Raw genomic sequence first — 22740 nt, 5'->3', positions numbered from 1 at the left:
TTCAGGTTGTTCACATAGGCTGCGTGGTGCTTGTCGTGGTGCAGCTCCATCGTCATCGCGTCGATCGTGGGCGCGTTCTTGTCGTAGGCGTAGGGCAGCGGCTCCAGCCGGAACGGGCCATCCGCTTCCTGGGCAAGGCCGGGACGCGCGGCGAGGCTGCTGGCACCGACGAGGCAGGCGCCGGCCAGCGCGCTGAAGGTGGTACGGCGGCTCAAGCGGATCATTGTGGACTGGTCTCCCTTGAAGGTGGCCCGGCGTCGGCTCCGTCCGTGCACGGGGCGAAGCGCCGGATCATCCGATCATGGGTCGCGACGCCCAGAAAGCCAGGGGCGGCAATCTTCGAGGCCGGCGGTACGGTCAGCGGACCAGCGGATGGACGGCCGCCCTGCCCGCCGCGTCGGCCGCCAGGACCGGCTTCGGCCGACGGAGCTGGAACACCTTCAGCGATCCCCGGCGGCCGCGTAGCTCATGCTCGCCGAGCGGCAGGAGTTCGAAGCCTTCGTCCAGCTGGGCCGCGGTGGTGCCGCTGACCAGCACGGAGACGTCGTCGTCTTCCTGGGCGGCGGTGCGGGCCAGTTCCTCCAGGCGCTCGGCGACGTTCACGACATCGCCGACCACCGTGTAGTTGACCCGGCCGGGTGCCCCGATGTCGCCCACCACGGCGCGTCCGCTATGGATCCCGATCCGTGCGCGGACCGGCACCAGTCCTTGCCGCGTGCGTTGCCGGTTGTCCTCGGCGATGGCCTCGGCGATGTCGAGGGCGGCACGGCAGGCGCGCAGCGCATGGTCCGGCTGCTTCACCGGCGCACCCCAGAACGCCATCACCGCGTCGCCGATATATTTGTCGACGGTCCCGTCCCACTTCTCGACCCCCTGCTCGATCAGGGTGAAGTGCCGGTTGAGGAAGGCCACCACCTCCGAGCTGGGCAGATGCTCGGACAGGGCCGTGAATCCGGCGATGTCCGTGAACATCACGCTCAGCTCGTGCTCCTCGGACGCCAGGGACTCGGACGCCTCGCGCCTGACCAGCCGGCGAACCAGCGAGCGGGGCACATAGGTCGAGAACAGCCTGAGCCCGGCCACCATCGCATCGAAGGCGGATGCGGCCTCGTTGAGCTCCCGGAACGGCCCGCGCAGCCTTGGCGGCGGCGCCTCGAAGTCCAGGTCGCGCAGCCGGTTGGCCTCGGCGGCCAGCTGGTGGATCGGCCGGCTCAAGCTCCGTCCCAGCACGAAGGCCAGGATCAGGCCGGCCAACAACACGATGGCGCCGATCCAGAGCAGGTTGGTGAGGCGGTCCAGCTGCGGCACCGCCCTTTCCAGCGGCAGGTAGGTCCCGATGGTCCATGGCCGGTCGCCGTAGCCCGAGATCTCCTCCAGCAGGAAGACATAGCTCTGGCCGCCGGAATCGACGAACCGGACCTCGACGTCGGCATCGGCGAAGCTCGTCTCCCACTGCAGCCGGCGCTCCGAATCCGGCGCCCAGATCAACTCCAGGACCGGATCGCCCAGCTCTTCAAGCGTCGGCAGCGGGTGCTCGTCGCTGAGGCCGGAAAAGCCGTCACGCAGCGACGGATGGGCAAGGACGGCATTGTCGCCATAGAGGATGAAGGGCTGTGCCAGCTGCAGCCCGCCCAGGCTGTCCAGGAACTCCGACAGCTCCTCGACGGCGACGCCGGCAATGAGCACCCCCATGAACCGGCCATCGCGCCGCACCGGCACGAACAGGTTGATGAACGGCATGCCCAGGCCGCTCGCCGTGAACATTTCACCCCAGTAGGGACCGGAGGCTTCGGACGCGCGGGCCATGACCTGCTCGAAGCTCGGGTCCTCGCGCCAGTCGCTGATGGCGACGGGCACGGCCGGCCGATTGCGGAACGCGCGCAGCACCTGCAGATCCGGCGTCGCGAAGGCCACGACCGTCTCCTGCGGCAAGGCGGCCAGCGAGGCGAGCAGGTGGTCACCGAGTTCCTCGGCACGGTTGAGCCCCAGGTCGTGCCGGATGATCAGGTCGGCCAGGAAGGCCAGCTGCGATTCGACCGGCTCCAGATGGCTCCGCGTCCGCTCGACCACGGAGCGGATCAGGAACTCCGAACGCTCCTTGACCAGCTCGGCCGTGTTCAGCCGGGCGGCGCGATAGCCGGCCACCAGCACGGAGCCGACGGCGATCGACAAAAGGACCGCGGTGGCGACCACGAGGGCCACCGCGATCGGCATGCTGGGGGGTCGACCGACGCGCACCCGCCTCTTCCGCTCGGCGGGGCGGGGCGGATTGTCAGCCATGGACGGCCGGCGGTTGGGCCGGAGATGGTGGGCAGCAAAAGCCTCGCCTCGATGAGCATCGGCCTGCGCCTTGGCGTGAACGACTCAGTGGACGCACCCCAGATAGTCCGGCTTCAGGTCGGAACAGTGTCCCGGCTCCATCGGAGGCGATGGTCCACCCTGCCTTCCCAGACCGTTCACCCTATCGCCGCAAGATGGCAATGTCCAACAAGCGGGTGGAACGCGTGCGATGGCAGGTGCCGCCTTGTTGGGCTGGACGATGCAGGGGCGTCGGTCAGTGCATGGCGGTGGGGCGGCAGGACTGGAGGTCCTCGGCCGGCCGGCCGTCGTCGGCCGCCAGGATCGAGGCGATCTCGCCGCGCAGATGCCGCGACACCTCGTCATCGGCACCCAGGATCAAGGCCAGACGCTCGATCCAGTCGGCATCCTCATGCCAGACATGCACCTGGACGCGCTGGAAGCGCCGGGCATCCCGGCGACGAGCGTGCTTGAGATCAATGCGGCTCATGGCCGTTCGCCTCCACCGGCAGGATCCTGCTCGCAAGCCGGCACGATCGGGCGGGCCGGATCATCCAGGCCCGGCACCGCAACGGACGATCCGCCCTGGCCTCACGCCAGGCGACCGTCCGGGTTTTTCGGCCCGCGTCGAGTTGCGCACACCCTGGCGCAGTTGCGTATTACGCGAAATCGCGCTCGGAGTCGCACCTGCAAGAAGAAGTAGCTGCGGCTCGTACGATCGGCAGGAAAATGGCGTATCGGGCGGCGACAGCGAACGGGCTTCCGGCACGCAGCAGCGTGCATGATGCCACGACACCGGGTCGCGGACCATGGCCGGCGATCGGGTCGCCCGGAATGATGGAAGCAGGAAAAGGTCAGGTCGTTCGCGGGAATGGTGGAGCCGAACGGGATCGAACCGTCGACCTCTTGAATGCCATTCAAGCGCTCTCCCAGCTGAGCTACGGCCCCGCCCGGCGAACGACGAAGCGCGAGATAGGCGAGCGGAACGCGGCTGGCAAGAGATAACCGCGTTCCGCATGCCTCACTTGCGTCAGCGAGGCTCCTCGTCCTCGTCGATGCCGCCTTCGATGACGTCGGACATGTCGTCGCCGTCGTCGAGTTCCTCGACGTCCTCGATCAGGGCGTCGTCTTCCTCTTCGTCCTCGGTCTCGGCCGGGACCTCCTCGACGTCCTCGGACTCGTCGTCCCCGAACGGCACGTCGTCGGCGACCTCGTCCAGGACTTCGGCTTCGTCCTCGTCCTCGGCCACCGGCTTGGCCGCCGGCGTCAGTTCCTCGTCGTCGACGACGGCCGCACGGGAAGGCCGCGCCTTGCGCACCCGCGATGCGACCTCGACGTCATATACGGTTCCGCAGGACGGACAGACGATCGGAGAGTTGTTGAGATCGTAGAAGCGCGCACCGCAGGAAAGACAGATGCGCTTGATGCCCCATTCGGGCTTGGCCATCGGGGGGCCTCCGGACACGAAACTGATTTGACCACGAAACTCGGCCGCGATTGCCACGTGCCGGGACCTCTGTCAAAAATCCTTTTCGGCGCGTGGATCGTTCGCGTCGCCATTCGCCATGCCCGGCGCCCTGCCGCCGGGGTCTCGCAACGGAAGCTTCGCGATGCAACTTCGGGCCGCGCCCTGCGGCGCCCTGGCCGGTACCGTGCGGGTGCCGGGCGACAAATCGATCTCCCACCGATCGCTGATGTTCTCGGCCATGGCGGTCGGCGAGAGCCGGATCGAGGGCCTGCTGGAAGGCGAGGACGTGCTGGCGACCGCCCATGCGCTGGAAAAGCTGGGCGTCGAGGTGGCGCGGACCGGCGAGGGAGCCTGGACCGTGCATGGCGTGGGCGTGGGCGGCCTGGCCGAGCCTGCCGACGTGCTCGACATGGGCAATGCCGGCACCGGGGCCCGGCTGATGATGGGCCTCCTGGCCGGTCATTCCTTCACCAGCGTCATGACCGGCGACCGCTCGCTGCGCTCGCGGCCGATGGGCCGGGTGATGACGCCCTTGGCGAAGATGGGCGTCGGCTTCGTCGGCCGCTCCGGCAACAGGCTGCCGGCCGCCATCGTGGGCACGCGCGAGCTCCTGCCGATCACCTATCAGAGCCCGGTCGCCAGCGCGCAGGTGAAGTCGGCCATCCTCCTGGCCGGCCTGCACGCCCAGGGCATCACGACCGTGACCGAGCCCCTGCCCTCCCGCGACCATACCGAGCGCATGCTCGCCCACATGGGTGCCACCGTCACCAGCGAGACGGCGCCGGACGGGTCGCTGACCGTCAGCATCACCGGCCGGCCGGAACTGCGGCCCTCCTCCTTCCTGGTGCCCTCCGACCCGTCCTCCGCAGCCTTTCCGGTCGCCGCCGCGGCCGTGGCCGAGGGCAGCCGGGTAGTCGTCGAGGGCGTATGCGTGAACCCGCTGCGCACCGGCCTGTTCACCACGCTCATGGAGATGGGCGCCGGCATCATGGAACAGAACCGCCGCACGGTGGGTGGGGAGACGGTGGCCGACCTCGTCGTGCGCGGGGGGCGGCTCGAGGGCGTGGAGGTGCCGGCGGGGCGCGCCCCGTCGATGATCGACGAGTACCCGGTCCTGTCGGTGGTGGCCGCCCTCGCCCATGGCACGAGCCGGATGCGCGGCCTGTCGGAGCTGCGCGTCAAGGAGAGCGACCGGCTCGCCACGATGGCCGAGGGCCTGGCGGCCTGCGGTGCCGCCGTCGAGATCGAGGGCGACGACCTGATCGTCCACGGGACGGGCGGGCGGCCCGTTCGGGGCGGGGTCACCATCGACGCAAAGCTGGACCACCGCATCGCCATGAGCTTCCTGGTCATGGGCGGCATCGCGCGCGAGCCCGTGACCGTGCTGGGGGCGGAGGCGATCCTCACGAGCTTCCCGGGCTTCGTCGAGCGCATGAACGCGCTGGGGACCAGCATCGCGGAGGTGGCGGCGTGATGCCCCTGGTCATCGCGGTGGACGGCCCGGCGGCCTCGGGCAAGAGTACGCTGGCCAGGCGGCTGGCCCAGCATTTCGGCCTCGGCTTCCTCGATACCGGCCTGCTCTACCGGGCGCTGGCCCGCAAGATGATCGACGCCGGCATCGACCTGGCGGATGCGCAAGCCGCATCGCGCGTGGCCCACACGATCGGCGTGGCCGACACCAGCCGCGACGACCTGCGGGCCGAGGAGGTCGGCAACGGCGCCTCGAAGGTGGCGGCCTTCCCGGACGTGCGCAGCGCGCTGCTGCTGGCACAGCGCCGCTTCGCCACCACCGGGCGCGGCGCCGTTCTGGCCGGCCGCGACATCGGGACGGTCGTCTGCCCGGACGCTGCCGTGAAGCTCTGGGTCACGGCCAGCGTCGAGGAGCGCGCGTTCCGCCGCCATGCGGAGTTGCAAAGACGTGGCGAGAACGCTAGTTTCCCTTCCGTTCTGGAAGAGATGCGTGAGCGTGATCGTCGCGATGGAAATCGTGCGGTCGCGCCCATGGTCGTTGCGCCTGACGCTCGGGTACTCGACAACACCGACATGGACCCCGAAACCGCCTTTCGGGCGGCGGTCGCCATGGTGGACGAGGCCAGAGCTGCGGTCGGCTGACGGTGCTTCCGGTTCGTGTCGTTAACCTCGAGCCCGGTGTCCATCCGGACAGCCGGTTACACCCGGAGTTTTCATGACGGATCTCTCCACCGCTTCGTCGGCCGCTCGCGACGATTTCGCCGCCATGCTCGACGAGAGCTTCGGCCGCGGCGATCGCCTCGAAGGCTCGGTCGTCAAGGGTCGCATTATCGCCCTGGACGGTGACGAAGCCATCGTCGATGTGGGACTGAAGGCCGAGGGCCGAGTCTCCTTGAAGGAGTTCTCGGTGGGCGGCCTGCCCCCCGAAATCAACGTCGGCGATCAGGTCGACATCTATGTCGAGCGGTTCGAGAACAAGAACGGCGAGGCTGTCCTCAGCCGTGACAAGGCCCGCCGCGAAGAGAGCTGGAACCGTCTGGAAGCGGCGTTCACCGCCGAGCAGAAGGTCGAGGGCCACATCTTCGGTCGGGTGAAGGGCGGCTTCGCGGTCGACCTCGGCGGCGCCGTGGCGTTCCTGCCGGGCTCCCAGGTCGACATCCGCCCGGTGCGCGAGGTCGGCCATCTGGTCGGCAAGGGCGAGCCCTTCCTGATCCTCAAGATGGACCGCCGCCGCGGCAACATCGTCGTGTCGCGCCGTGCCGTGCTCGAGGAGAGCCGGGCCGAGCAGCGCAACGAACTCCTGGCCAACCTCAAGGAAGGCCAGATCATCGACGGCGTCGTCAAGAACATCACCGACTACGGTGCGTTCGTCGACCTGGGCGGCCTGGACGGCCTGCTCCACGTCACCGACATCAGCTGGAAGCGGGTGGCTCATCCCTCCGACGTCCTGCAGGTCGGCCAGAACGTCCGCGTGCAGGTGATCCGCTTCAACCGCGAGACCCAGCGAATCAGCCTCGGCATGAAGCAGCTGGAAGCGGATCCGTGGGAAGGCGTCGACATCAAGTACCCGGTGGGCGCGAAGTTCTCCGGTCGCGTCACCAACATCACCGACTACGGCGCCTTCGTGGAGCTGGAGCCTGGTGTCGAGGGTCTGGTGCACGTCTCCGAGATGTCCTGGACCAAGAAGAACGTTCACCCCGGCAAGATCGTTTCGACTTCGCAGGAAGTCGAGGTCATGGTGCTGGAAGTGGATGCCGACAAGCGCCGCATCTCGCTGGGCCTCAAGCAGGTCATGGCGAACCCGTGGGAAACCTTCGCCGAGAAGCACCCCGCCGGCTCGACCGTCGAGGGCGAGGTCAAGAACATCACCGAGTTCGGCGTGTTCCTGGGCCTCGACGAGGACATCGACGGGATGGTGCACCTCACCGACCTTTCCTGGGAGCTCGACGGCGAGAAGGCCGCCGAGGGCTACAAGAAGGGTGACATGGTGAAGGCCATCGTCCTCGAGGTGGACATCGAGAAGGAGCGCATCTCGCTGGGCGTCAAGCAGCTGGCCGGCGACCCCTTCAAGGAAGCCATCTCCGGCGTGAAGAAGGGCGACCGCGTCACCTGCACGGTCAAGGAAGTCACGGTCGGCGGTCTCGAGGTCGAGACCTCCGGTGGTGCGCCTGGCTTCATCCGCAAGATGGAGCTGTCCCGCGATCGTCAGGACCAGCGTCCGGACCGCTTCGCCGTCGGCGAGAAGCTGGACGCCCGCGTCCAGGCCGTCGACCTGCAGTCCCGCAAGCTGCAGCTCTCGGTCAAGGCCCTGGAAGTGGCCGAGGAGAAGCAGGCGATGGCCGAGTACGGCTCGTCCGACAGCGGCGCCTCGCTCGGCGACATCCTCGGTGCAGCGCTCCGCCGCAAGCAGCAGGAAGAGCAGACCACCGACAGCGAGTAATCGCAGCGCGGTTCCCGGAACCCGGGAAGAGGGGCGGCTTCGGCCGCCCCTTTTTGTTTGTCCCTTTTCCAGCCTTCGCTTCCAAAGCCATATCCGGATCCCGGCGCGCTCGGCGAAGTCGGGAATCACGTCTTGCGCGTCTCGTTCGTGCGGTCGCGATCGAAGCAGCGATCAAACAAACCGGCAGGTTGGATGGCCGGCAGGGCGGCTGTAAGGTCCGTCCGGTCCCGTGTCGCGCAAGGCCCACCTCTTGACCAAGACGACCCCGGCCGCCCGCCTCTTCTGGCTCCCGCTCGCCTTCGCCGCGGCGGTGCAGTGCTGGCCCCTGGCCGGCGCCTGGTCTGCCGAGGCCGGCTTCCCGCGGGCGGTGGCAGTCTTCCCGGTCGAGTTCGCCGATACCAGCGGCGAGGCGCCCGGGGCGGGGCGGGGCGGGCAGGTCGCCGGCACGACCAGGGAGTTAGCCGTGCTGCTCGAGGGGTCGGGCAAGTACCGCGCGGTCGATCTGGCCCCGGTCCGCCAGCGCCTTTCGGCGGCGGGCCCGCTCCACCTTTGCGGTGGCTGCTGGCTCGACATGGCTCGCGAGGCCGGCGCGGAGGTGGCCACGGTCACCATCGTCCACAAGATGTCGACGCTGGTGGCCTCGATGCATGTCTGGATCGTCGACGTCGCGGCACGGCGCGTGATCCGCGATGGGGCGGTCTCGCTGCGCGGCGACACCGCAGAAGCTTCGCGCCGCGCCGCCGGTTACCTGGTCCGCAACGTCCTTTTGAACGAGGATCCAAGCCGTCCTTCGCTGTCGTCCCCGTTCCCAGGCGGGTGACTACTGACGGTTTGGGCGACTGGCCAACGCCACCCTGGCTCGAGAACGGCGCCTAGTCCGTCAGCATCCGCCGAACCGCCTCGTCGATCGTGACCGAGCCGCGACGCGTCTCGCCCATGCCCGGCTCGAAGGTGATCCGGCCGGCGTTCAGGCCGTCATAGATCTCGATTAGTCCCCTGGCATAGTCCTGCCCAATGCCGGCCTCGGCGAGGGCCCCCGGCAGCGCTTCGCGCGGCAGCGGCACCACCGTGACCGGCCGACCCAGCTGCCTCGCAAAGGCCAGGCCCATCTCGTTGGGCGTGTAGTCGGCTGGCCCCAGCAGATTGATGATCCTCTCTCCCCGATCCGGCTCCAGCAGGCAGCTTGCCGCCAGGCGCCCGATATCGAGCGTGGACACGGTCTGCATCGGCCGGTCCAGCGGCAGCAGTGCGCTGGGCAGCACGCCGTCGGTCCGGGCGACCAGCGCCACCCCCGCCCAGTTTTCCATGAAGTCGGCAGCCCGGATGAGGGTGAGCGAGGCACCCGTGCGCCGCAGGGCATGTTCCAGGTCGAGCATCGACCGGATTGGACCGATGCCATGCGCCAGATGAACCCCGCCCGACGAGAGCGCCACCACGTGCCGGAGCCCTGCCCGCCCCACGGCCTCCGCGATGGCCTCCGCGATGGCTTTGCCCATGGCCAGCACGTCGGCCGCGTGGATCAGGGGCGGGATCAGGACATAGGCGCCATGGCAGCCGTCGAAGGCCTTGACCAGACTGTCCGGATCGAACGGGTCCGCCTCGATCAGGCCGGCCTGCCACGCCGACCGGCCCGCATCGCGGGTCAGCCCGCGCGCCGGCACCCCCCGACGCCGCAGTTCCGCCAGCACCGTGCCGCCGGTCTTGCCCGTCGCACCCATCACCGCAAGCATGGATCGTCTCCGATAAAGGTCGAATCGGCCATTCCATACCGTCGGCGACGCATGGGAAGAAGTGCGCACAAATTTTATACTGCCCGGTCTCCTGGCCGGGGAAGGCAGGGGAGGATCGATCGGTGCAACCAGCGCCATGGTGCCCGGTGGCGGCGACCGTCGACGTGATCGGCGGCAAGTGGAAGCCGACCATCCTGTTCCATCTCAAGGCCGGGCCGCGCCGCTTCAACGAGCTCCGGCGCCTGGTACCGCACATCACCCAGCGCATGCTGACCCTGCAGCTCAGGGCCCTGGAGGAGGACGGCGTGATCACCCGCACCGTTCATGAAGGCGTGCCGCCGGCGGTCGAGTACGCCTTCACCGAGCGCGGCCTGACGCTCGGTCCCCTGCTCGATGCGATGGAAGAGTGGGGCGAGCAGTACGGTGCGCGCGGCTGACGCGGGCGGCGCCTTGTCGGATTCCGGGCCGGGGTCTACCGTCCGCGCCGTCCGCGACATGCCGTTGCGCTAGGAGAGCGACGTTTGAGCGATTCGAATTGGTGGTCGGAGGCTGGCAGCATCTGCGCCCACGACCCGCGTTTCGACGAAGGGGCCGTCGTCCCCCCGATTTACCAGACCTCCCTGTTCACGTTCCGCTCCTATGCAGAGATGCGCGCGGTCTTCGCCGGGGAACGGCAGCAGGCGATCTACAGCCGCGTCGGCAACCCGACTGTGCAGGTCCTGGAAGAGAAGCTCGCCCGGCTGGAAGGCACGGAGGCCGCGCGCGCGTTCGCGTCCGGCATGGCCGCGATCAGCGGCACCGTGCTGGCCCATGTCCAGGCGGGTGACCGGATCGTGTCGGTCCGGCACGTCTATCCCGACGCCTATCGCTTCTTCCAGACCATGCTGCCCAAGCTCGGCGTGACCGTCGACTATGTGGATGGCACGGACCTGGCGGCCATCGAGAAGGCGTTGCCGGGTGCCAAGCTGCTCTACCTGGAAAGCCCGACCTCCTGGGTCTTCGAGGTCCAGAACCTCGCCGCGATCGCGAAGCTCGCCAAGGCCCAGGGCGTCACCACGATCATCGACAACAGCTGGGCGACACCGATCTTCCAGCGCCCGGCCCTGCACGGCATCGATATCGTGCTGCACTCGGCTTCCAAGTACCTGTCCGGCCACAGCGATACCGTCGCCGGCGTGGTCTGCGGCAGCCATGCCACGATCGACCGTCTCAACCGCAGCGTGGTGCCCTATCTCGGCGCGAAGTTGGGCCCCTTCGAAGGCTGGCTCCTCCTGCGCGGCCTGCGCACCTTGCCGGCCCGGATGCTGGCGCAGGAGAGTGCCACGCTCGCAGTGGCCGATGCGCTGGCCAAGCTGCCGGGCGTGGTCCGGGTGCTGCACCCGACGCTGGCCGGTGCGGTCGACGAGAAGCAGCTGCTGGGCAGCGCCTCGCTGTTCTCCTTCGAGGTCGCCGACACGGTCGACGTCGTCGCGTTCTGCGACGCCCTGCGCTTCTTCAAGCTGGGCGTGAGCTGGGGCGGCCATGAGAGCCTCGTCATTCCCGCGGCGATTGCGCACGAGCAGGCGGCCGGGCCCAACTCGGTCGTCGATTTCGGCGTCAGTCCCCGCCTGGTCCGGTTGCACGTCGGGCTGGAATCGACGACGGATCTCATCGCCGATCTTACCAATGCCTTGCCGGCAGCCGGCGCTCAGCCGACAAAGCCCGCCAAGAGCGGCTGGTGGGCCAAGCGGCCGCGCTGACAGGCCGGATAGGGAGGAAGCATGTTCAGGAAGCTGATGACGGCAGGGGCGCTGGCGCTCTCGCTGATGGCGGACAGCGCCTTGGCCGACACGACGCTCCAGCTGACCGAGGTGATCACCAGCCCGCAGCGCACCGAGCACCTGAAGGGCATGATCGCCAGGTTCGAGCAGGCGAACCCGGGCGTGAAGGTCGAGGTCACCTCGCTGCCCTGGGGCCAGGCCTTCGAGAAGCTGGCGACCATGGTCCAGGGCGGCAATATCCCCGACGTGGTCGAGATGCCCGACCGCTGGCTGGCACTCTACGCCGCCAACGAGCAGCTGGAGAATCTCGAGCCCTACCTGAAGGACTGGCCGGTCACGTCGCAGCTGACCGACCGCGCCGTCCAGTTCGGCTCCTGGTACAAGAACACGCCCTACATGATCCCCTACGGGTTCTATATCCGGGCGATGTTCTGGAACAAGGAGCTGTTCGCTGAAGCCGGGATGACCGAGCCGCCGAAGACCACGCAGGAATTCGTCGAGGCGTCGAAGAAGATCGCGGCCCTTGGCGGCGGCAAGACCGGCTACTGCCTGCGCGGCGGCCCGGGTGCCACCAATGGCTACATCATGTTCATGCTGAACGAGCTGGGATCCAACGAGTTCTTCGACGCCGAGGGTAACTCGGTCCTGAACAAGCCGGAAGCCATCAAGGGCCTGCAGATCCTGGCCGACATGTACAAGGAGGGCGCTGTTCCCAAGGACAGCGTCAACTGGGGCTTCAACGAGATTGTGGCCGGCTTCTATTCCGGCACCTGTGCCATGCTCGACCAGGACCCGGACGCGCTGATCGCGATTGCCGAGCGCATGCCGGCGGAGAAGTTCGCGGTGGCGCCGATGCCGCTGGGACCATCGGGCAAGTCCTTCCCGACGATGGGCTATGCGGGCTGGGCGATGTTCGCTGCGTCCGAGCAGAAGGAAGAGAGCTGGAAGCTCATCGCGCACCTCTCCTCCCCTGAGATGAACCTCGAATGGGCGAAGGTCGTGGGTGTGATCCCCATCCACAAGGGTGCGGAAAAGGACCCCTTCTTCGACACCGAGCAGTATCGCGGCTGGTTCACCGAGCTGAACGACCCGCGCTGGCAGCTCACCGCCATGCCGACCTACCTGGAGGAGTTCGGCTTCTTCGCCGACCAGATCTCGATCTCGGGCGGCCAGGAGATGCTGCTCGGCCAGCGCACGCCCGAAGACGTCGCCAATGAATGGGCGAGCTACCTGACCGACGCGCAGAAGAAATGGCTGGCCGCGCGCTGAACGCGGTTGCCCTCGAAGGTCCGGTGCCCCGCCAGCGCCGGACCATTCGTTCCTGGGCCGAGCCCTGGACCTATCTGTCGCCGACGCTGGTCCTGATCGCTCTCCTGATGCTGGTCCCGCTCGTGGTCGGCATCGGTTTCGCGTTCCAGAACGTGCAGATCCTGAACCCGTTCAAGCGGGGCTGGGTGGGCCTGGCCCATTTCCAGGCGATCGTGCGCGACGCGATCTTCTGGCGGGCACTCACCAACACGCTCTGGTGGACCTTCACCTCGCTGATCCTCCAGTTCCTGCTTGGTCTGGGTCTGGCGCTGCTCCTGTGGCGCGACTTCAAGGGCAAGCGGATCGTGCAGGCGCTGGTGTTCCTGCCCTGGGCCGTCCCCTCCTTCCTGTCCGGCCTGACCTTCGCCTGGCTGTTCAACCCGGTGGTGGGTCCCATCCCCCACTGGCTGCACGCGCTGGGCCTGCTCTCCGCACCGGACAACATCCTGGCCGACCCGGCACTCGCCATGTGGGGGCCGATCACCGCCAATGTCTGGTGGGGCATCCCGTTCTTCGCCATCACGACCCTGGCCGCCCTGCAGTCGATCCCCAACGAAATGTACGAGGCCGCGTCGATCGACGGTGCCGGCGTCTTCAGCCGCTTCCGCCACGTCACCCTCGCCTATCTCGTGCCGACGATCGCCATCACCTTGCTGTTGCGCACGATCTGGATCGCGAATTTCGGCGACCTGATCGTCGTCATGACCGGCGGCGGCCCCGCCAATGCGACGCAGATCCTGCCCTCCTACATCTTCACCATGGCCTTCCGTAAGCTGGACTTCGGCTACGCCTCCGCCCTGTCGCTCGTCCTGCTGGCCCTCCTGTTCCTCTACGCGATCCTGATCCTGCAGATGCGCAAGCGCCTTCGGAGTGCCTTCTGATGGTGGTGGTCGGGACTTCGCCGCTGCTCCGCCTCCTGGGCACGATCGGCCACCGTGCCGCACTGGCGCTCTATGTGCTGGCTGCCCTGTTTCCGCTGTTCTGGCTGGTCAAGATCGCGGTCACCCCGACCGATCTTCTGTTCGGCGAAGGCATCCGCCTCTGGCCGAGCAGCACCACCTTCGCCAATTTCAGCTTCGTGCTCGGGGCCACCGACTTTCCCTGGTACTTCCTGAACTCGGTCGTGGTCTCGCTCGGCACGGCTGTCGCCGTCACCGTGGTCGCCAGCCTGTCCGGCTATGCGATCTCGCGCTTCACCTTCCGCGCCAAAAACGCGGTGTCGTTCTTCCTGCTGCTGACCCAGATCTTCCCGCTCGTCATGCTGATCGCGCCCATCTACCGGCTGATGACGCCGCTCGGCATGATCGACAGCCTGTCCGGCCTGATCCTGGTCTACACGGCCTATAACGCGCCATTCGCGACCTTCCTGATGCAGTCCTTCTTCGACGGCATCCCCAAGGATCTGGAGGAGGCCGCCATGATCGATGGCTGCACCCGCTTCCAGGCGCTGCGCCGGGTGATCGTGCCCCTCACCCTGCCCGGCATGGGCGCCACGCTCGGCTTCGTCTTCACCGCCGCATGGTCGGAACTGCTCTTCGCGCTGATGCTGATCTCGTCGGAAGAGAAGATGACCTTTCCAGTGGGCCTACTCACCTTCGTGTCGAAGTTCTCGGTCGACTGGGGACAGATGACGGCCGCAGCCGTCCTGGCATTGATCCCCGCCTGTGCCTTCTTTGCGATGATCCAGCGCTACCTCGTACAGGGCTTGACCGCCGGCGCGGTCAAGGGCTGAGCCACCAGCTTGTTCCGGTTTCCGGCGGCGTTTGTGATCCACCTCCGCAAGGCCCATCCCCCTGACATTTGTTCACGGTCGCACATTTTTACCTTTTCCAATGGCCGCCGCCCAACGTAAGGTTGATATATCAGTAGTATCGGGGGCGAATGATGGAGGCCAGCCAGGAGCGGGACGACCCGGAGGAGGAGTTGGAGGACGATGAGAGCCGCCTGCTGGCCCGGGTGGTCGGTCGCCAGGACGCCCTGCTCGGGCAGATCGGCAGCATGGCCGGCTCGATCCGTTCGCTGGCTTGCGAGCGCCGCGCCGCCGATCAGCCGCACCGCCGCCCCTTGTGTGCCCTGCTGCGCCAGGATGACGATCAAGGCCCCTTGACGGACGGCGACAGGCAGGCTGCCTGCCGCACATGCTTGACCTGAACGACGTCACCCTCCGTGTTGCCGGCCGCGTCCTGTTGGAGGGCGCTGGCCTGCACATGCCCGCCAACCGGCGATTTGGTCTGGTCGGCCGCAATGGCACCGGCAAGACCTCCCTGTTCCGCCTGATCACCGGCGAGTGGCATGCCGATGCCGGCGAGGTTCGCCTGCAGCCCGGCATCCGCGTCGGCATCGTCGCCCAGGAGGCGCCGGGTGGCCCGACCACACCCATGGACGCCGTCCTTGCCGCCGACCGTGAGCGTCATGCGCTGATGGGCGAGCGTCACACCGCCACCGACGGGCTGCGCATCGCCGAGGTGGAGAACCGCCTGCTCGAGATCGGAGCCGACGCCGCTCCCGCCAGGGCCGCGATCATCCTCAAGGGCCTGGGCTTCGACGACGAGATGCAGCACCGCCCGCTCTCCTCCTTCTCGGGCGGCTGGCGGATGCGCGTGGCGCTGGCCGGGGTCCTGTTCGCGGAGCCCGACCTCCTTCTCCTGGACGAGCCCACCAACCACCTGGACCTTGAAGCCACCCTCTGGCTCACCGAGCATCTAGCGAAATACCCGCGTTCGCTCCTGCTGATCAGCCATGACCGCGACCTGCTGGACGCTGTCCCTGAGCGCATCGTCCACCTGGAGAACCGCAAGCTCACGACATGGACCGGCGGCTTTACCCAGTTCCGCCGGCAGGTAGCCGAGCAGCGCGAGCTGCGCGAGAAGACCCGCTCCAAGCAGTTGGAGCGCCGCGCGCATCTTCAGAGCTTCGTCGACCGCTTCCGCGCCAAGGCGTCCAAGGCCCGCCAGGCCCAGTCGCGGCTGAAGATGCTGGAAAAGATGCCGGTCCTGGATGCGGAGGCCCTGGAGCCGGATGTCGTCTTCGACTTCCCGACGCCGGAGGTCCCACCCCCGCCGCTCGTCACGATGGACCGGGTATCCGCCGGCTATGGTGCCGAGATCATCCTGAGCGGCATGTCCCTGCGCATCGACCCGGACGACCGCATCGCCCTGATCGGGGCGAACGGCAACGGCAAGTCGACCTTCGCCAAGCTCCTGGCCGAGCGCCTGGAGCCCACCGGCGGCGAGATCGTCCGCGCCCGCGGCCTGCGCGTGGGCTTCTTCGCCCAGCACCAGATCGAGGACCTCACGCCCGAGGTCGACGCGATCGCGCATCTGCGCCGCCTCCTGCCGGACGTCCCTGAGCAGAAGCTGCGAGCGCGCCTGGCGCGCTTCGGACTGAACCAGGACAAGGCGATCACCCCCGCCCGCAACCTGTCCGGCGGCGAGAAGGCGCGGCTCAACCTCGCCATGATCACCTGCCACGACCCGCAATTCCTGATCCTGGACGAGCCTACCAACCATCTGGACATCGACAGCCGCGAGGCGCTGATCGAGGCCATCAACGAGTTCCCCGGCGCCGTCGTCCTGGTCTCTCACGACCGCCACCTGCTGGAGCTTACCGCCGACCGCCTCTGGCTGGTCGACAAGGGCCGCGTTGCCCCGTTCGAGGGCGACATCGACGATTACCGCCAGCAGATGCTGGGCGAGCGCTCCACGCCCCAGTCCACGACCTCCACCCCGGCCGCGCCCAAGCGCTCCGCCGCCGACCGCCGCCAGAAGCTGGCCCCGCTGCGCCAGGAAGCCGCCAAGTTCGAGCGCCTGATCGAGCGCATCCAGGCCGCCGTCGCCGAGATCGACGGCAAGCTGGGCGATCCCAAGAGCTACATGAAGGGCATCGACCTGGAGGGGCTGGGAAAGAAGAAGGCCGAGTACCTGGACGGGCTGGAAAAGGCCGAGGCACGTTGGCTGGAGGCCCTGGAGGAGATCGACGAGATCGAGCGCGGCTGACAAAGCCTCCCGCACAACGCCCGGTCCTGCCGCTGCTGCTGTGGTTCGTTCCCGGCCGGGCAGGGAAAGTCACCGATGGCGTGCAAGGCGGTGGCCCGATGAGCCCGGGCAAGGCGCTCTTGGCGACGAGCGTTGGCAGCAATCGGCGAAGCAGGGCGCAGGTCGTCGGCCGGCTTGGCGGACGCCGCCTTCGGCGCCGATCTGATGGAAGCTGACGTGAAGCAGTTGCTCGTGTGGGAGGCCGAGGTGTCGGAGTGCGATCCGACCGCCATCTTCGCCCGCACAGGCCAGCGCAGCGTCCTAGGCCACAAGTCGCAGTTGGCCGTGGACCAAGACAGCGATGTGAACCGCGAGGCAATCCTTTGCCAGCACCGGGATTGGCGAGGGTCTGGCCGCGGATGCGCTCATCGGCGGCGGACGAGGCAGCAATGCTGTGGCGGACAATGCCGGCGCACCCATGAGCAGGCGAGACGCATGGGCCGAGGCCGGCATACCAGCCGGATCATGCATCAGCGAGCAGGCCCCGGTGCACGCCCGCCCTCTGCCGGCTCCTGCCGGCGTGCACGCCGCCACGGCCACATCCGCAGCCGTTGCCGGCTCTGGCTGCCCTGCTCGGCCATGAACCTGCGACGAGCGGGCCAGACGGACGGTAAATGCAAAGATCCGGCCAGGCTGATCAGGCATGTCCTGCAGCCAAGGCATAAGCCCCGGTTTTTCGTGCCAATCTCCTGAAGGGTGGAGCGCTGCCTCGCGGTGCCCCTCCTCAAGCAATCATCGTTGGGCCGGGTTTCTATGCAAGAGCAACCCACAGGTATGCCGGGCAAAACAGCGAAAATACTCGGTTTAGCATATCCTTAATATCTTTTGTGCAATCTGGGCGGATCCAAGAAGGAGTGCCCATATTGCTGGATTCTCACGACGCGAAGCTTCTTTCACGCCGCGGTTTTCTTGCATTAGGCTGCGCAAGTCTTGGCATGGCTGCGGTTGGCATGCCCGGCGACGTCATGGCCGCAATCCTGCCGAGCAACAGCCGCAGCCGCAACGTCATCACCGACCGCGCCTTCCTGGGCGAGGCCTTCGGCGCCCACGTCCTTGGCGGCGGCGTCGGCAACACGATGTTCCAGGAGCGTCACGCCCACCGCTTCCGCGCCGAGGCGACCGGCAAGGTCAGGCAGGTCGGCTTCTTCATGCGCTACGACAAGCCCGACCACGCCAAGGCTGCGCACTACAGCAAGGGCTATGGCGGAAGGCTGCGGATCGAGCTGCAGAGCGACGATGACGGCCTGCCGAGCGGCAAGGTGCTGGGTGCCACGGACGAGATCGCCGATCCGGTCAGGCGCGGCACCCCCTGGCTGCGGCTCGACTTCGTCGAGGAGCCCCAGATCGAGCAGGGCCGCGTGTACCACATCGTCTACCGCCAGCTCGACAAGAAGCGCGGCCTCGTCTCCGTCAACGACCTCCACACCTATTTCCCGCAGAAGAAGACCAGGTCGGCCTGGGACCGGCAGCAGGTCCAGGCCAGCCTCGGCTACGACATCAGGCGCCGCCGCTGGTACGACCGTTCCGACCGCATCCCGATCTTCGAGCTGGGCATGGACAGCGGCATCTGGTTTGGCCAGGGCATGATGTTCGGTGGCCGCTTCGAGACCGGCAAGGTCGGCGGCGACGACCAGGTCATGCAGACCTTCCGGGCATCCGACCGCGCCCGCACCTTTCGCCGCCTGCGCTTTGCCATGCACAAGCTGCCGGGCACCGGCGACGACCTTTTCGTCGACATCCTCCGCGCGAACGGGAAGGCGGAAGCCACCTTCCGCATCCCCGCCAAGGACATCACGACGTCCAGGGGCGACCTGGAGAGCGAGAAGAACAACCCCTGGCGCTGGGTCGAGGTCGACTTCGAGGACACCGTCCGTCTCCCCCAGCACGACACGCGGGGGATCCGCTTCCGCTCACGCCAGGGCGGCTACCGCGTCATGACCATGCAGAACGGTGCCCAGAGCAAGCTGGCCATCCGCGAGAACAAGCTCGGAAATCTCGGGTATGCATGCCATTCCAGCGATGGCGGGCGGAGCTTCACGAAGGGCTGGCGGTCGAAGTTCAACCCCGGTGCCAAGATCCGGTCCGACATGCAGATGCCGCTGCTCCTGCTGACAAGCTGAGCGGATCCGGGGGGTCTGGGCATCGACAGCCGCCGGTCGAGGCGGCCGGCAGGCTCGCGGCGTGTGCATTCCCAGCAAGGTCCCGCCGGCCGATCCGGCGGGCGACGGGATCGCGGCGTCGCTCGACCCGCGCCGCCCCGTGCCGGCGGACGCGCTGGCGACCGGCAGCAAAGTGTGGAACCCGGTCTGGCATGATGGGTTGCTCGGTCGAGCTGCGTCACGCCGGGGTGACAGAGATCATGGCAGATGAAGAAGAAAAAGGAGCAGGTCGAACGAGAACATCATTGGTGGTGGCCGCCGTCGCGGGCGCTGCTGGTCTGTCCGTACTGCTTGCCGTCATCGGCCTGATCGTTGCATATACAGGCGCCTACAATGTCGCTGCTACGGAGGAACATGCGTCGTTCACGCGCTGGGCCTTCGACACGACCTTCCGCCACTCGGTCGAGCGTCGTGCTGCCGATCTCGACCCGCCCGGGGAGATCACGCCGGCCATGATCGAGGCCGGTGCGAGTTCCTACAAGTCGTCCTGCCAGCACTGCCATGCCGGACCCGGCGTCGAGCGGGCAGCCTGGGCTGCCGGGATGCGGCCCCGGCCGCCGCACCTGGCCGAGGCCGCGGCGGAATGGACGCCCCAGGAGGTATTCTGGCTCGCCAAGCACGGGGTCAGGATGACGGGGATGCCGGCGTTCGGGCCGACCCTCGACGACCCGACGCTCTGGGGCATCGCCGCCTTCGTGAAGGAACTGCCGGCCATGACCCCGCAGGACTATGCGGCGACCGGCGACACGTCCGGACATGGCGACGGCCATGCCGGCGGCCAGCCAACACCCTGACAGCGGAGGAAGAGCCCCATGGGCATGTCCTACTGGCGCTTCGCCGCGATGATCGCGACGTCGACCGCCGTCATGTACGGGCTGATGTACCTGAACACCTATGCCTACGAGCATGTGTTCTGGAGCGAGACGCGCGCCTGGATGGCGCTGGTCATGGGCTCGACCATGTCCATCATCATGCTGGGCTTCATGCTGGGCATGTACCGCAAGCGCGCGATCAACCTCGCCATCTTCGGCGGCTCCGCCGCCGTGTTCGCGCTCTCGCTCTGGCTCGTGCGCAGCCAAGCGACCGTGGACGATGTCGAATACATGCGGGCGATGATCCCGCACCACTCGATCGCCATCCTAACGAGCACGCGCGCGCAGATCTCCGACCCGCGCGTGCGCAAGCTCGCGGACGAGATCGTCGAGGCGCAGGAGCGCGAGATCGCGGAGATGAAATATCTCTCGGACGACCTGGAGGCGCGGGACTGATGGCAAGCTCCTTCGCCAGGGTCGGGCGCGCGCCGCTTCTCCTGGGCCTGGCGCTAGGTCTGCTGGCGGGTTGCGGCCAGGACGACGCGCCGGACGACCAGACGCAGGCGGCACGCCCGCCCGAGATCGCGACGATCGTCCCGGCACCCGAAGCGCTGGCCGGCGCGCAGATCCAGAACCTCGACCCCGCCACGATGAACGGCGCGGAGATCCGCCAGGTGATGGGAACGGCGCCCGTCTGCCTGTTCCGCTACACGAGCGCGGGCAAGCCGGTCCTGGCGGCGGCCAGCGGGCCATCCGGTGCCACGGGCGACGGCGTCGTCAAGCTGAACGGCCATCTGGTCGCCCTGCAGGCGGCCTCCCCCGATCCTGGCGGCGAGCAGGCCGGCACGCTCACCCTGGCCGCCGACCCGGTCCGGCTGACCGTCACGCCCGATCCCGGCGCTCCCACCACCGACGATGACGGCACGCAACGCCGGGAGGCCACCATGATCTTCGAGGTCAATGACAGCCTCAGGGTCGGCTATCGCGGCTATGTCGAGTGCTGATTCGAGCCGCCCCTGGCGACGGGATCGTAGTTCCTTCCGGGCCGCGCGGCAGGCCACACGGCACGCGACGAACCAGGGCCAGCTCCAGCCTGCCTGGGCCGCGCGGCCACGACCCCCTGCCCGCCATCCTCCGCGCCAACGGCAAGGCGGAGGCCACCTACCAAATTCCGCCCAAGGAGATCACCACCTCCAAGGGCGACCCGGAAAGCGAGAAGACCAATCCCTGGCGTTGGGCCGAGGGCGACCTGGAGGACCCGCTCCACCTCCCCCGGCACGACACGCTGGGCATCCGCTTCCGCGCGAAGCGTGGCGGCTACCGCGTCATGACCATGCAGAACGGCGCCCAGAGCAAGCTGGCGATCCGGGAGAACAAGCTCGGGAATCTCGGGTATGCCTGCCAGTCGAGCGATGGCGGGCGGAGCTTCACGAAGGGATGGCGGTCGAAGTTCAATCCGGAGGTCAAGGTGCGGGCGGACATGCGGATGCCGTTGTTGCTGTTGACATCCTGACTCAGGTCACCGTTTCACATCAACAACCTCAACAAAAGACGAACGTTACCTTAGCTTTCGCCTATAGAGTATTCTTGGCTTGGTAACCGAAAACTACTTGTTTTCTGGCGACCAGGTTATTGCCTTCTCATTCCTCCGTCTAGATGCTCGTGATTCCGTTGAGCCTACAATCGTCCCCGTAACCGTTTGCTTGACACCAATTCTGAAGCTCCGCCTTGAGAAGATCAAGATAATCGCTGCTGCCATCATGATTAACAAAGACATGCTCATCACTGTTACACAACTCAGTCATAAGATCTTCAACACGCTTTCGAATGGCTTCATCGCTGCTGACCCTCATATAAGCCATCAGCGGCTTATCCTTTCCCAATTCTTCGCCACCTAGCCGACGCTCAAAATCAGGAACGCTGCATCGATGCCTGACAACTACTCCGTCAGATCTGCATCGACATAGTTCATCATAGATAGCCTGATTAATTGTCCACATAGCACTATGCTTCCCCTTCTCCGTAAAGGGCCAATCTAGATCGTGAACTATACCAAAGGGAATTTGAAAATGACGAAGCGTACGAACTAATCCAGGAAGAATGGCTTTCCCGCGAGCCCGTACTACTGTGGCTTGTCCGGCTAAATGATGATTTGCCTCAACGATGGCAGCCAAGAACGCCGCATGCTCAGTGTCACCTTCAACGAGAATTGGATATGAACCAAAGAACACTTCAGAAAAGCTTGTATCCATCTGCTGTAGTGCTTGGAGGTTCCGCTTTGTCTCCTGATCAAACGAAACCCGATCAGCGCGGTAAATCTTACAGCTAAGTGAAGATTGTATGTCTATATTTCGTTCGAGACGCACAATCGTCGTATGATCTTCTAAGGGATTTACGAAGTATGGCGAGTGCGTTGTCATAAGCACCTGCCATTCAGGATCAGTCGCAAGCTTATATAAATGCCGTTGAGCAGCCCGAGCTGCCATTGGATGAAGTGCATTCTCTGGCTCATCAATTAAGAGTAAGTACCCAGGGAACGCTGGATCATCATCATAAAGAGGCAACGTCTCTCCAACATCTAGTGCGTCGATCTTCCTTTGTATTGCCTCCCGATCTGCATCATTCTTGATTTGCCTTTTTGCTTTTCTAGCCCAGACTTTATATCTATTTCGCGTGACAGCTGGTTGTGCACTTGAAGCATAGACCAAAAAAGTGCTCGACGTGCACCAGCTCCTTGCTGAGCAAGCGAAACTTCGGTGTTCCCATCCTTCACCCTAATTCCAGACCCTTCCTCTAGTAACTTATCGAGCTTTATCTGCGGGCGGGCCATTGATACTACTAAACGTACCGACAGATTAGGAAATACACCTGTAAAATTGTCATGAACTTTATCTGATATATTATTAAACTTATTATGGTGGGACTTACTAAGTTCGTCAATTACTGTTACAAGCGAGCTGATAGATTTTGACAGCTCAGAGTCCGGATCTCCCTGAGATGCGATCATTTCCTTCACGAAGGGAGAGAGTGCAAGAGCAAGTAGCAACTCCTCTGTCTTCTCGGCGTCCTCGAGCGAACCGATCCTTAGTGGGCGTGGCAAGCGAGATTTGAATACATTGTCTAGAAACGGTCTTCGAAATGGGTAGCGTCCTGCGGAGAGGATGCGTGTAGCGCCAAGCGATCCATGATCGTTCAAGGCTTCCGCCATGCCCGAGTACCGTCGCTTGTACCCCACCGACCTGTCGGACGAGGAGTGGGCGC

The 22740-nt window shown here is 66.1% G+C and carries 21 protein-coding genes, 1 tRNA gene and 2 pseudogenes; 16 read left to right on the top strand and 8 right to left on the bottom strand.

Annotation, left to right across the window (positions count from 1 at the left end; translation table 11 throughout):
• From VHL31_RS09135 to VHL31_RS09115, 5 genes and pseudogenes are all read right to left on the bottom strand, one after another.
• Positions 1-224, bottom strand: a pseudogene (locus VHL31_RS09135) (superoxide dismutase); the annotation flags it as partial.
• 133 nt (positions 225-357) lie between these two features.
• On the bottom strand, positions 358-2214 hold the full coding sequence (locus VHL31_RS09130) for an adenylate/guanylate cyclase domain-containing protein (RefSeq protein ID WP_329660897.1): 1857 nt from the start codon (positions 2212-2214) through the stop codon (positions 358-360).
• Between the two features lie 340 nt (positions 2215-2554).
• On the bottom strand, positions 2555-2788 hold the full coding sequence (locus VHL31_RS09125; protein WP_329660896.1) for a hypothetical protein: 234 nt from the start codon (positions 2786-2788) through the stop codon (positions 2555-2557).
• Between the two features lie 382 nt (positions 2789-3170).
• Positions 3171-3246 (bottom strand) — tRNA-Ala (locus VHL31_RS09120).
• Positions 3247-3328: 82 nt separating this feature from the next.
• The gene (locus VHL31_RS09115) at positions 3329-3745 is read right to left on the bottom strand and encodes a TIGR02300 family protein (protein WP_329660895.1); all 417 of its coding nucleotides are present in this window, start codon (positions 3743-3745) and stop codon (positions 3329-3331) included.
• Between the two features lie 163 nt (positions 3746-3908).
• Between VHL31_RS09115 and aroA the strand changes: the two genes are divergently transcribed.
• From aroA to VHL31_RS09095, 4 genes are all read left to right on the top strand, one after another.
• Positions 3909-5240, top strand: a complete 1332-nt coding sequence (gene aroA / locus VHL31_RS09110; protein ID WP_329660894.1) for a 3-phosphoshikimate 1-carboxyvinyltransferase — start codon at positions 3909-3911, stop codon at positions 5238-5240.
• Positions 5240-5878 carry a (d)CMP kinase gene (gene cmk / locus VHL31_RS09105; protein ID WP_329660898.1) on the top strand — a complete coding sequence of 213 codons (639 nt, stop codon included), beginning with the start codon at positions 5240-5242 and terminating at the stop codon, positions 5876-5878. Before aroA ends, cmk begins: the two co-directional genes overlap by 1 nt.
• Before the next feature lie 73 nt (positions 5879-5951).
• Positions 5952-7676 carry a 30S ribosomal protein S1 gene (gene rpsA, locus VHL31_RS09100; protein ID WP_329660893.1) on the top strand — a complete coding sequence of 575 codons (1725 nt, stop codon included), beginning with the start codon at positions 5952-5954 and terminating at the stop codon, positions 7674-7676.
• A 250-nt stretch (positions 7677-7926) separates the two neighbouring features.
• Positions 7927-8496: a DUF3280 domain-containing protein gene (locus VHL31_RS09095; protein WP_329660892.1), complete on the top strand. Its 570-nt coding sequence runs from the start codon at positions 7927-7929 to the stop codon at positions 8494-8496.
• 52 nt (positions 8497-8548) lie between these two features.
• Here the strand turns inward: VHL31_RS09095 and VHL31_RS09090 are convergent, their stop codons facing one another.
• Positions 8549-9406 carry an NmrA family NAD(P)-binding protein gene (locus VHL31_RS09090; RefSeq protein WP_329660891.1) on the bottom strand — a complete coding sequence of 286 codons (858 nt, stop codon included), beginning with the start codon at positions 9404-9406 and terminating at the stop codon, positions 8549-8551.
• 122 nt (positions 9407-9528) lie between these two features.
• Here VHL31_RS09090 and VHL31_RS09085 point away from each other — a divergent pair, with 122 nt between their 5' ends.
• The 12 genes from VHL31_RS09085 to VHL31_RS09030 all read left to right on the top strand — a co-directional run bounded on the left by VHL31_RS09085 (position 9529) and on the right by VHL31_RS09030 (position 20992).
• Positions 9529-9843 carry a helix-turn-helix domain-containing protein gene (locus VHL31_RS09085; protein WP_329660890.1) on the top strand — a complete coding sequence of 105 codons (315 nt, stop codon included), beginning with the start codon at positions 9529-9531 and terminating at the stop codon, positions 9841-9843.
• 84 nt (positions 9844-9927) lie between these two features.
• Positions 9928-11145, top strand: coding sequence for an aminotransferase class I/II-fold pyridoxal phosphate-dependent enzyme (locus VHL31_RS09080; protein WP_329660889.1), 1218 nt, complete (start codon positions 9928-9930; stop codon positions 11143-11145).
• A 21-nt stretch (positions 11146-11166) separates the two neighbouring features.
• On the top strand, positions 11167-12435 hold the full coding sequence (locus VHL31_RS09075; RefSeq protein WP_329660888.1) for a sugar ABC transporter substrate-binding protein: 1269 nt from the start codon (positions 11167-11169) through the stop codon (positions 12433-12435).
• Entirely contained in the window at positions 12417-13355 is a 939-nt protein-coding gene (locus tag VHL31_RS09070) for a sugar ABC transporter permease (protein WP_329660887.1), read from the top strand. Before VHL31_RS09075 ends, VHL31_RS09070 begins: the two co-directional genes overlap by 19 nt.
• Complete coding sequence (locus VHL31_RS09065) at positions 13355-14206, top strand: carbohydrate ABC transporter permease (protein ID WP_329660886.1); 852 nt, start codon at positions 13355-13357, stop codon at positions 14204-14206. Before VHL31_RS09070 ends, VHL31_RS09065 begins: the two co-directional genes overlap by 1 nt.
• A gap of 149 nt (positions 14207-14355) precedes the next feature.
• The gene (locus tag VHL31_RS09060; protein ID WP_329660885.1) at positions 14356-14625 is read left to right on the top strand and encodes a hypothetical protein; all 270 of its coding nucleotides are present in this window, start codon (positions 14356-14358) and stop codon (positions 14623-14625) included.
• Positions 14613-16469, top strand: a complete 1857-nt coding sequence (locus VHL31_RS09055; protein WP_329660884.1) for an ABC-F family ATP-binding cassette domain-containing protein — start codon at positions 14613-14615, stop codon at positions 16467-16469. The genes VHL31_RS09060 and VHL31_RS09055 overlap by 13 nt, the downstream gene beginning before the upstream one ends.
• Positions 16470-17443: 974 nt before the next feature.
• Positions 17444-18628: a hypothetical protein gene (locus VHL31_RS09050; protein ID WP_329660883.1), complete on the top strand. Its 1185-nt coding sequence runs from the start codon at positions 17444-17446 to the stop codon at positions 18626-18628.
• Between the two features lie 287 nt (positions 18629-18915).
• Entirely contained in the window at positions 18916-19461 is a 546-nt protein-coding gene (locus VHL31_RS09045) for a cytochrome c (RefSeq protein WP_329660882.1), read from the top strand.
• 18 nt (positions 19462-19479) lie between these two features.
• A complete protein-coding gene (locus tag VHL31_RS09040; protein ID WP_329660881.1) occupies positions 19480-19935 on the top strand; it encodes a DUF305 domain-containing protein in 456 nt (151 codons plus the stop codon).
• Entirely contained in the window at positions 19935-20483 is a 549-nt protein-coding gene (locus VHL31_RS09035; protein ID WP_329660880.1) for a DUF6692 family protein, read from the top strand. Before VHL31_RS09040 ends, VHL31_RS09035 begins: the two co-directional genes overlap by 1 nt.
• Complete coding sequence (locus VHL31_RS09030) at positions 20477-20992, top strand: hypothetical protein (RefSeq protein WP_329660879.1); 516 nt, start codon at positions 20477-20479, stop codon at positions 20990-20992. The genes VHL31_RS09035 and VHL31_RS09030 overlap by 7 nt, the downstream gene beginning before the upstream one ends.
• Positions 20993-21131: 139 nt before the next feature.
• Here VHL31_RS09030 and VHL31_RS09025 read toward each other — a convergent pair whose 3' ends face one another.
• Together VHL31_RS09025 and VHL31_RS09020 are read right to left on the bottom strand one after the other, a co-directional pair.
• Positions 21132-22043 carry an ATP-dependent nuclease gene (locus VHL31_RS09025; RefSeq protein ID WP_329660878.1) on the bottom strand — a complete coding sequence of 304 codons (912 nt, stop codon included), beginning with the start codon at positions 22041-22043 and terminating at the stop codon, positions 21132-21134.
• A 14-nt stretch (positions 22044-22057) separates the two neighbouring features.
• Positions 22058-22740 (bottom strand): annotated as a pseudogene (locus VHL31_RS09020) (hypothetical protein); the annotation flags it as partial.

The organism is Geminicoccus sp., from assembly GCF_036263595.1.
Lineage (GTDB): Bacteria > Pseudomonadota > Alphaproteobacteria > Geminicoccales > Geminicoccaceae > Geminicoccus.
The sequence above is the reverse complement of the archived record's forward strand: the minus strand, read 5'-3'. Positions and strand labels throughout refer to the sequence as shown.

Excerpts from the sequence above, each read along its gene's own strand:
- VHL31_RS09130 (WP_329660897.1), bottom strand. The coding sequence starts at position 2,214 with ATGCCGATCGCGGTGGCCCTCGTGGTCGCCACCGCGGTCCTTTTGTCG.
- VHL31_RS09125 (WP_329660896.1), bottom strand. The coding sequence starts at position 2,788 with ATGAGCCGCATTGATCTCAAGCACGCTCGTCGCCGGGATGCCCGGCGC.
- VHL31_RS09115 (WP_329660895.1), bottom strand. The coding sequence starts at position 3,745 with ATGGCCAAGCCCGAATGGGGCATCAAGCGCATCTGTCTTTCCTGCGGT.
- aroA (WP_329660894.1), top strand. The coding sequence starts at position 3,909 with ATGCAACTTCGGGCCGCGCCCTGCGGCGCCCTGGCCGGTACCGTGCGG.
- cmk (WP_329660898.1), top strand. The coding sequence starts at position 5,240 with ATGCCCCTGGTCATCGCGGTGGACGGCCCGGCGGCCTCGGGCAAGAGT.
- rpsA (WP_329660893.1), top strand. The coding sequence starts at position 5,952 with ATGACGGATCTCTCCACCGCTTCGTCGGCCGCTCGCGACGATTTCGCC.
- VHL31_RS09090 (WP_329660891.1), bottom strand. The coding sequence starts at position 9,406 with ATGCTTGCGGTGATGGGTGCGACGGGCAAGACCGGCGGCACGGTGCTG.
- VHL31_RS09075 (WP_329660888.1), top strand. The coding sequence starts at position 11,167 with ATGTTCAGGAAGCTGATGACGGCAGGGGCGCTGGCGCTCTCGCTGATG.
- VHL31_RS09070 (WP_329660887.1), top strand. The coding sequence starts at position 12,417 with ATGGCTGGCCGCGCGCTGAACGCGGTTGCCCTCGAAGGTCCGGTGCCC.
- VHL31_RS09065 (WP_329660886.1), top strand. The coding sequence starts at position 13,355 with ATGGTGGTGGTCGGGACTTCGCCGCTGCTCCGCCTCCTGGGCACGATC.
- VHL31_RS09060 (WP_329660885.1), top strand. The coding sequence starts at position 14,356 with ATGATGGAGGCCAGCCAGGAGCGGGACGACCCGGAGGAGGAGTTGGAG.
- VHL31_RS09055 (WP_329660884.1), top strand. The coding sequence starts at position 14,613 with ATGCTTGACCTGAACGACGTCACCCTCCGTGTTGCCGGCCGCGTCCTG.
- VHL31_RS09050 (WP_329660883.1), top strand. The coding sequence starts at position 17,444 with ATGGCTGCGGTTGGCATGCCCGGCGACGTCATGGCCGCAATCCTGCCG.
- VHL31_RS09040 (WP_329660881.1), top strand. The coding sequence starts at position 19,480 with ATGGGCATGTCCTACTGGCGCTTCGCCGCGATGATCGCGACGTCGACC.
- VHL31_RS09035 (WP_329660880.1), top strand. The coding sequence starts at position 19,935 with ATGGCAAGCTCCTTCGCCAGGGTCGGGCGCGCGCCGCTTCTCCTGGGC.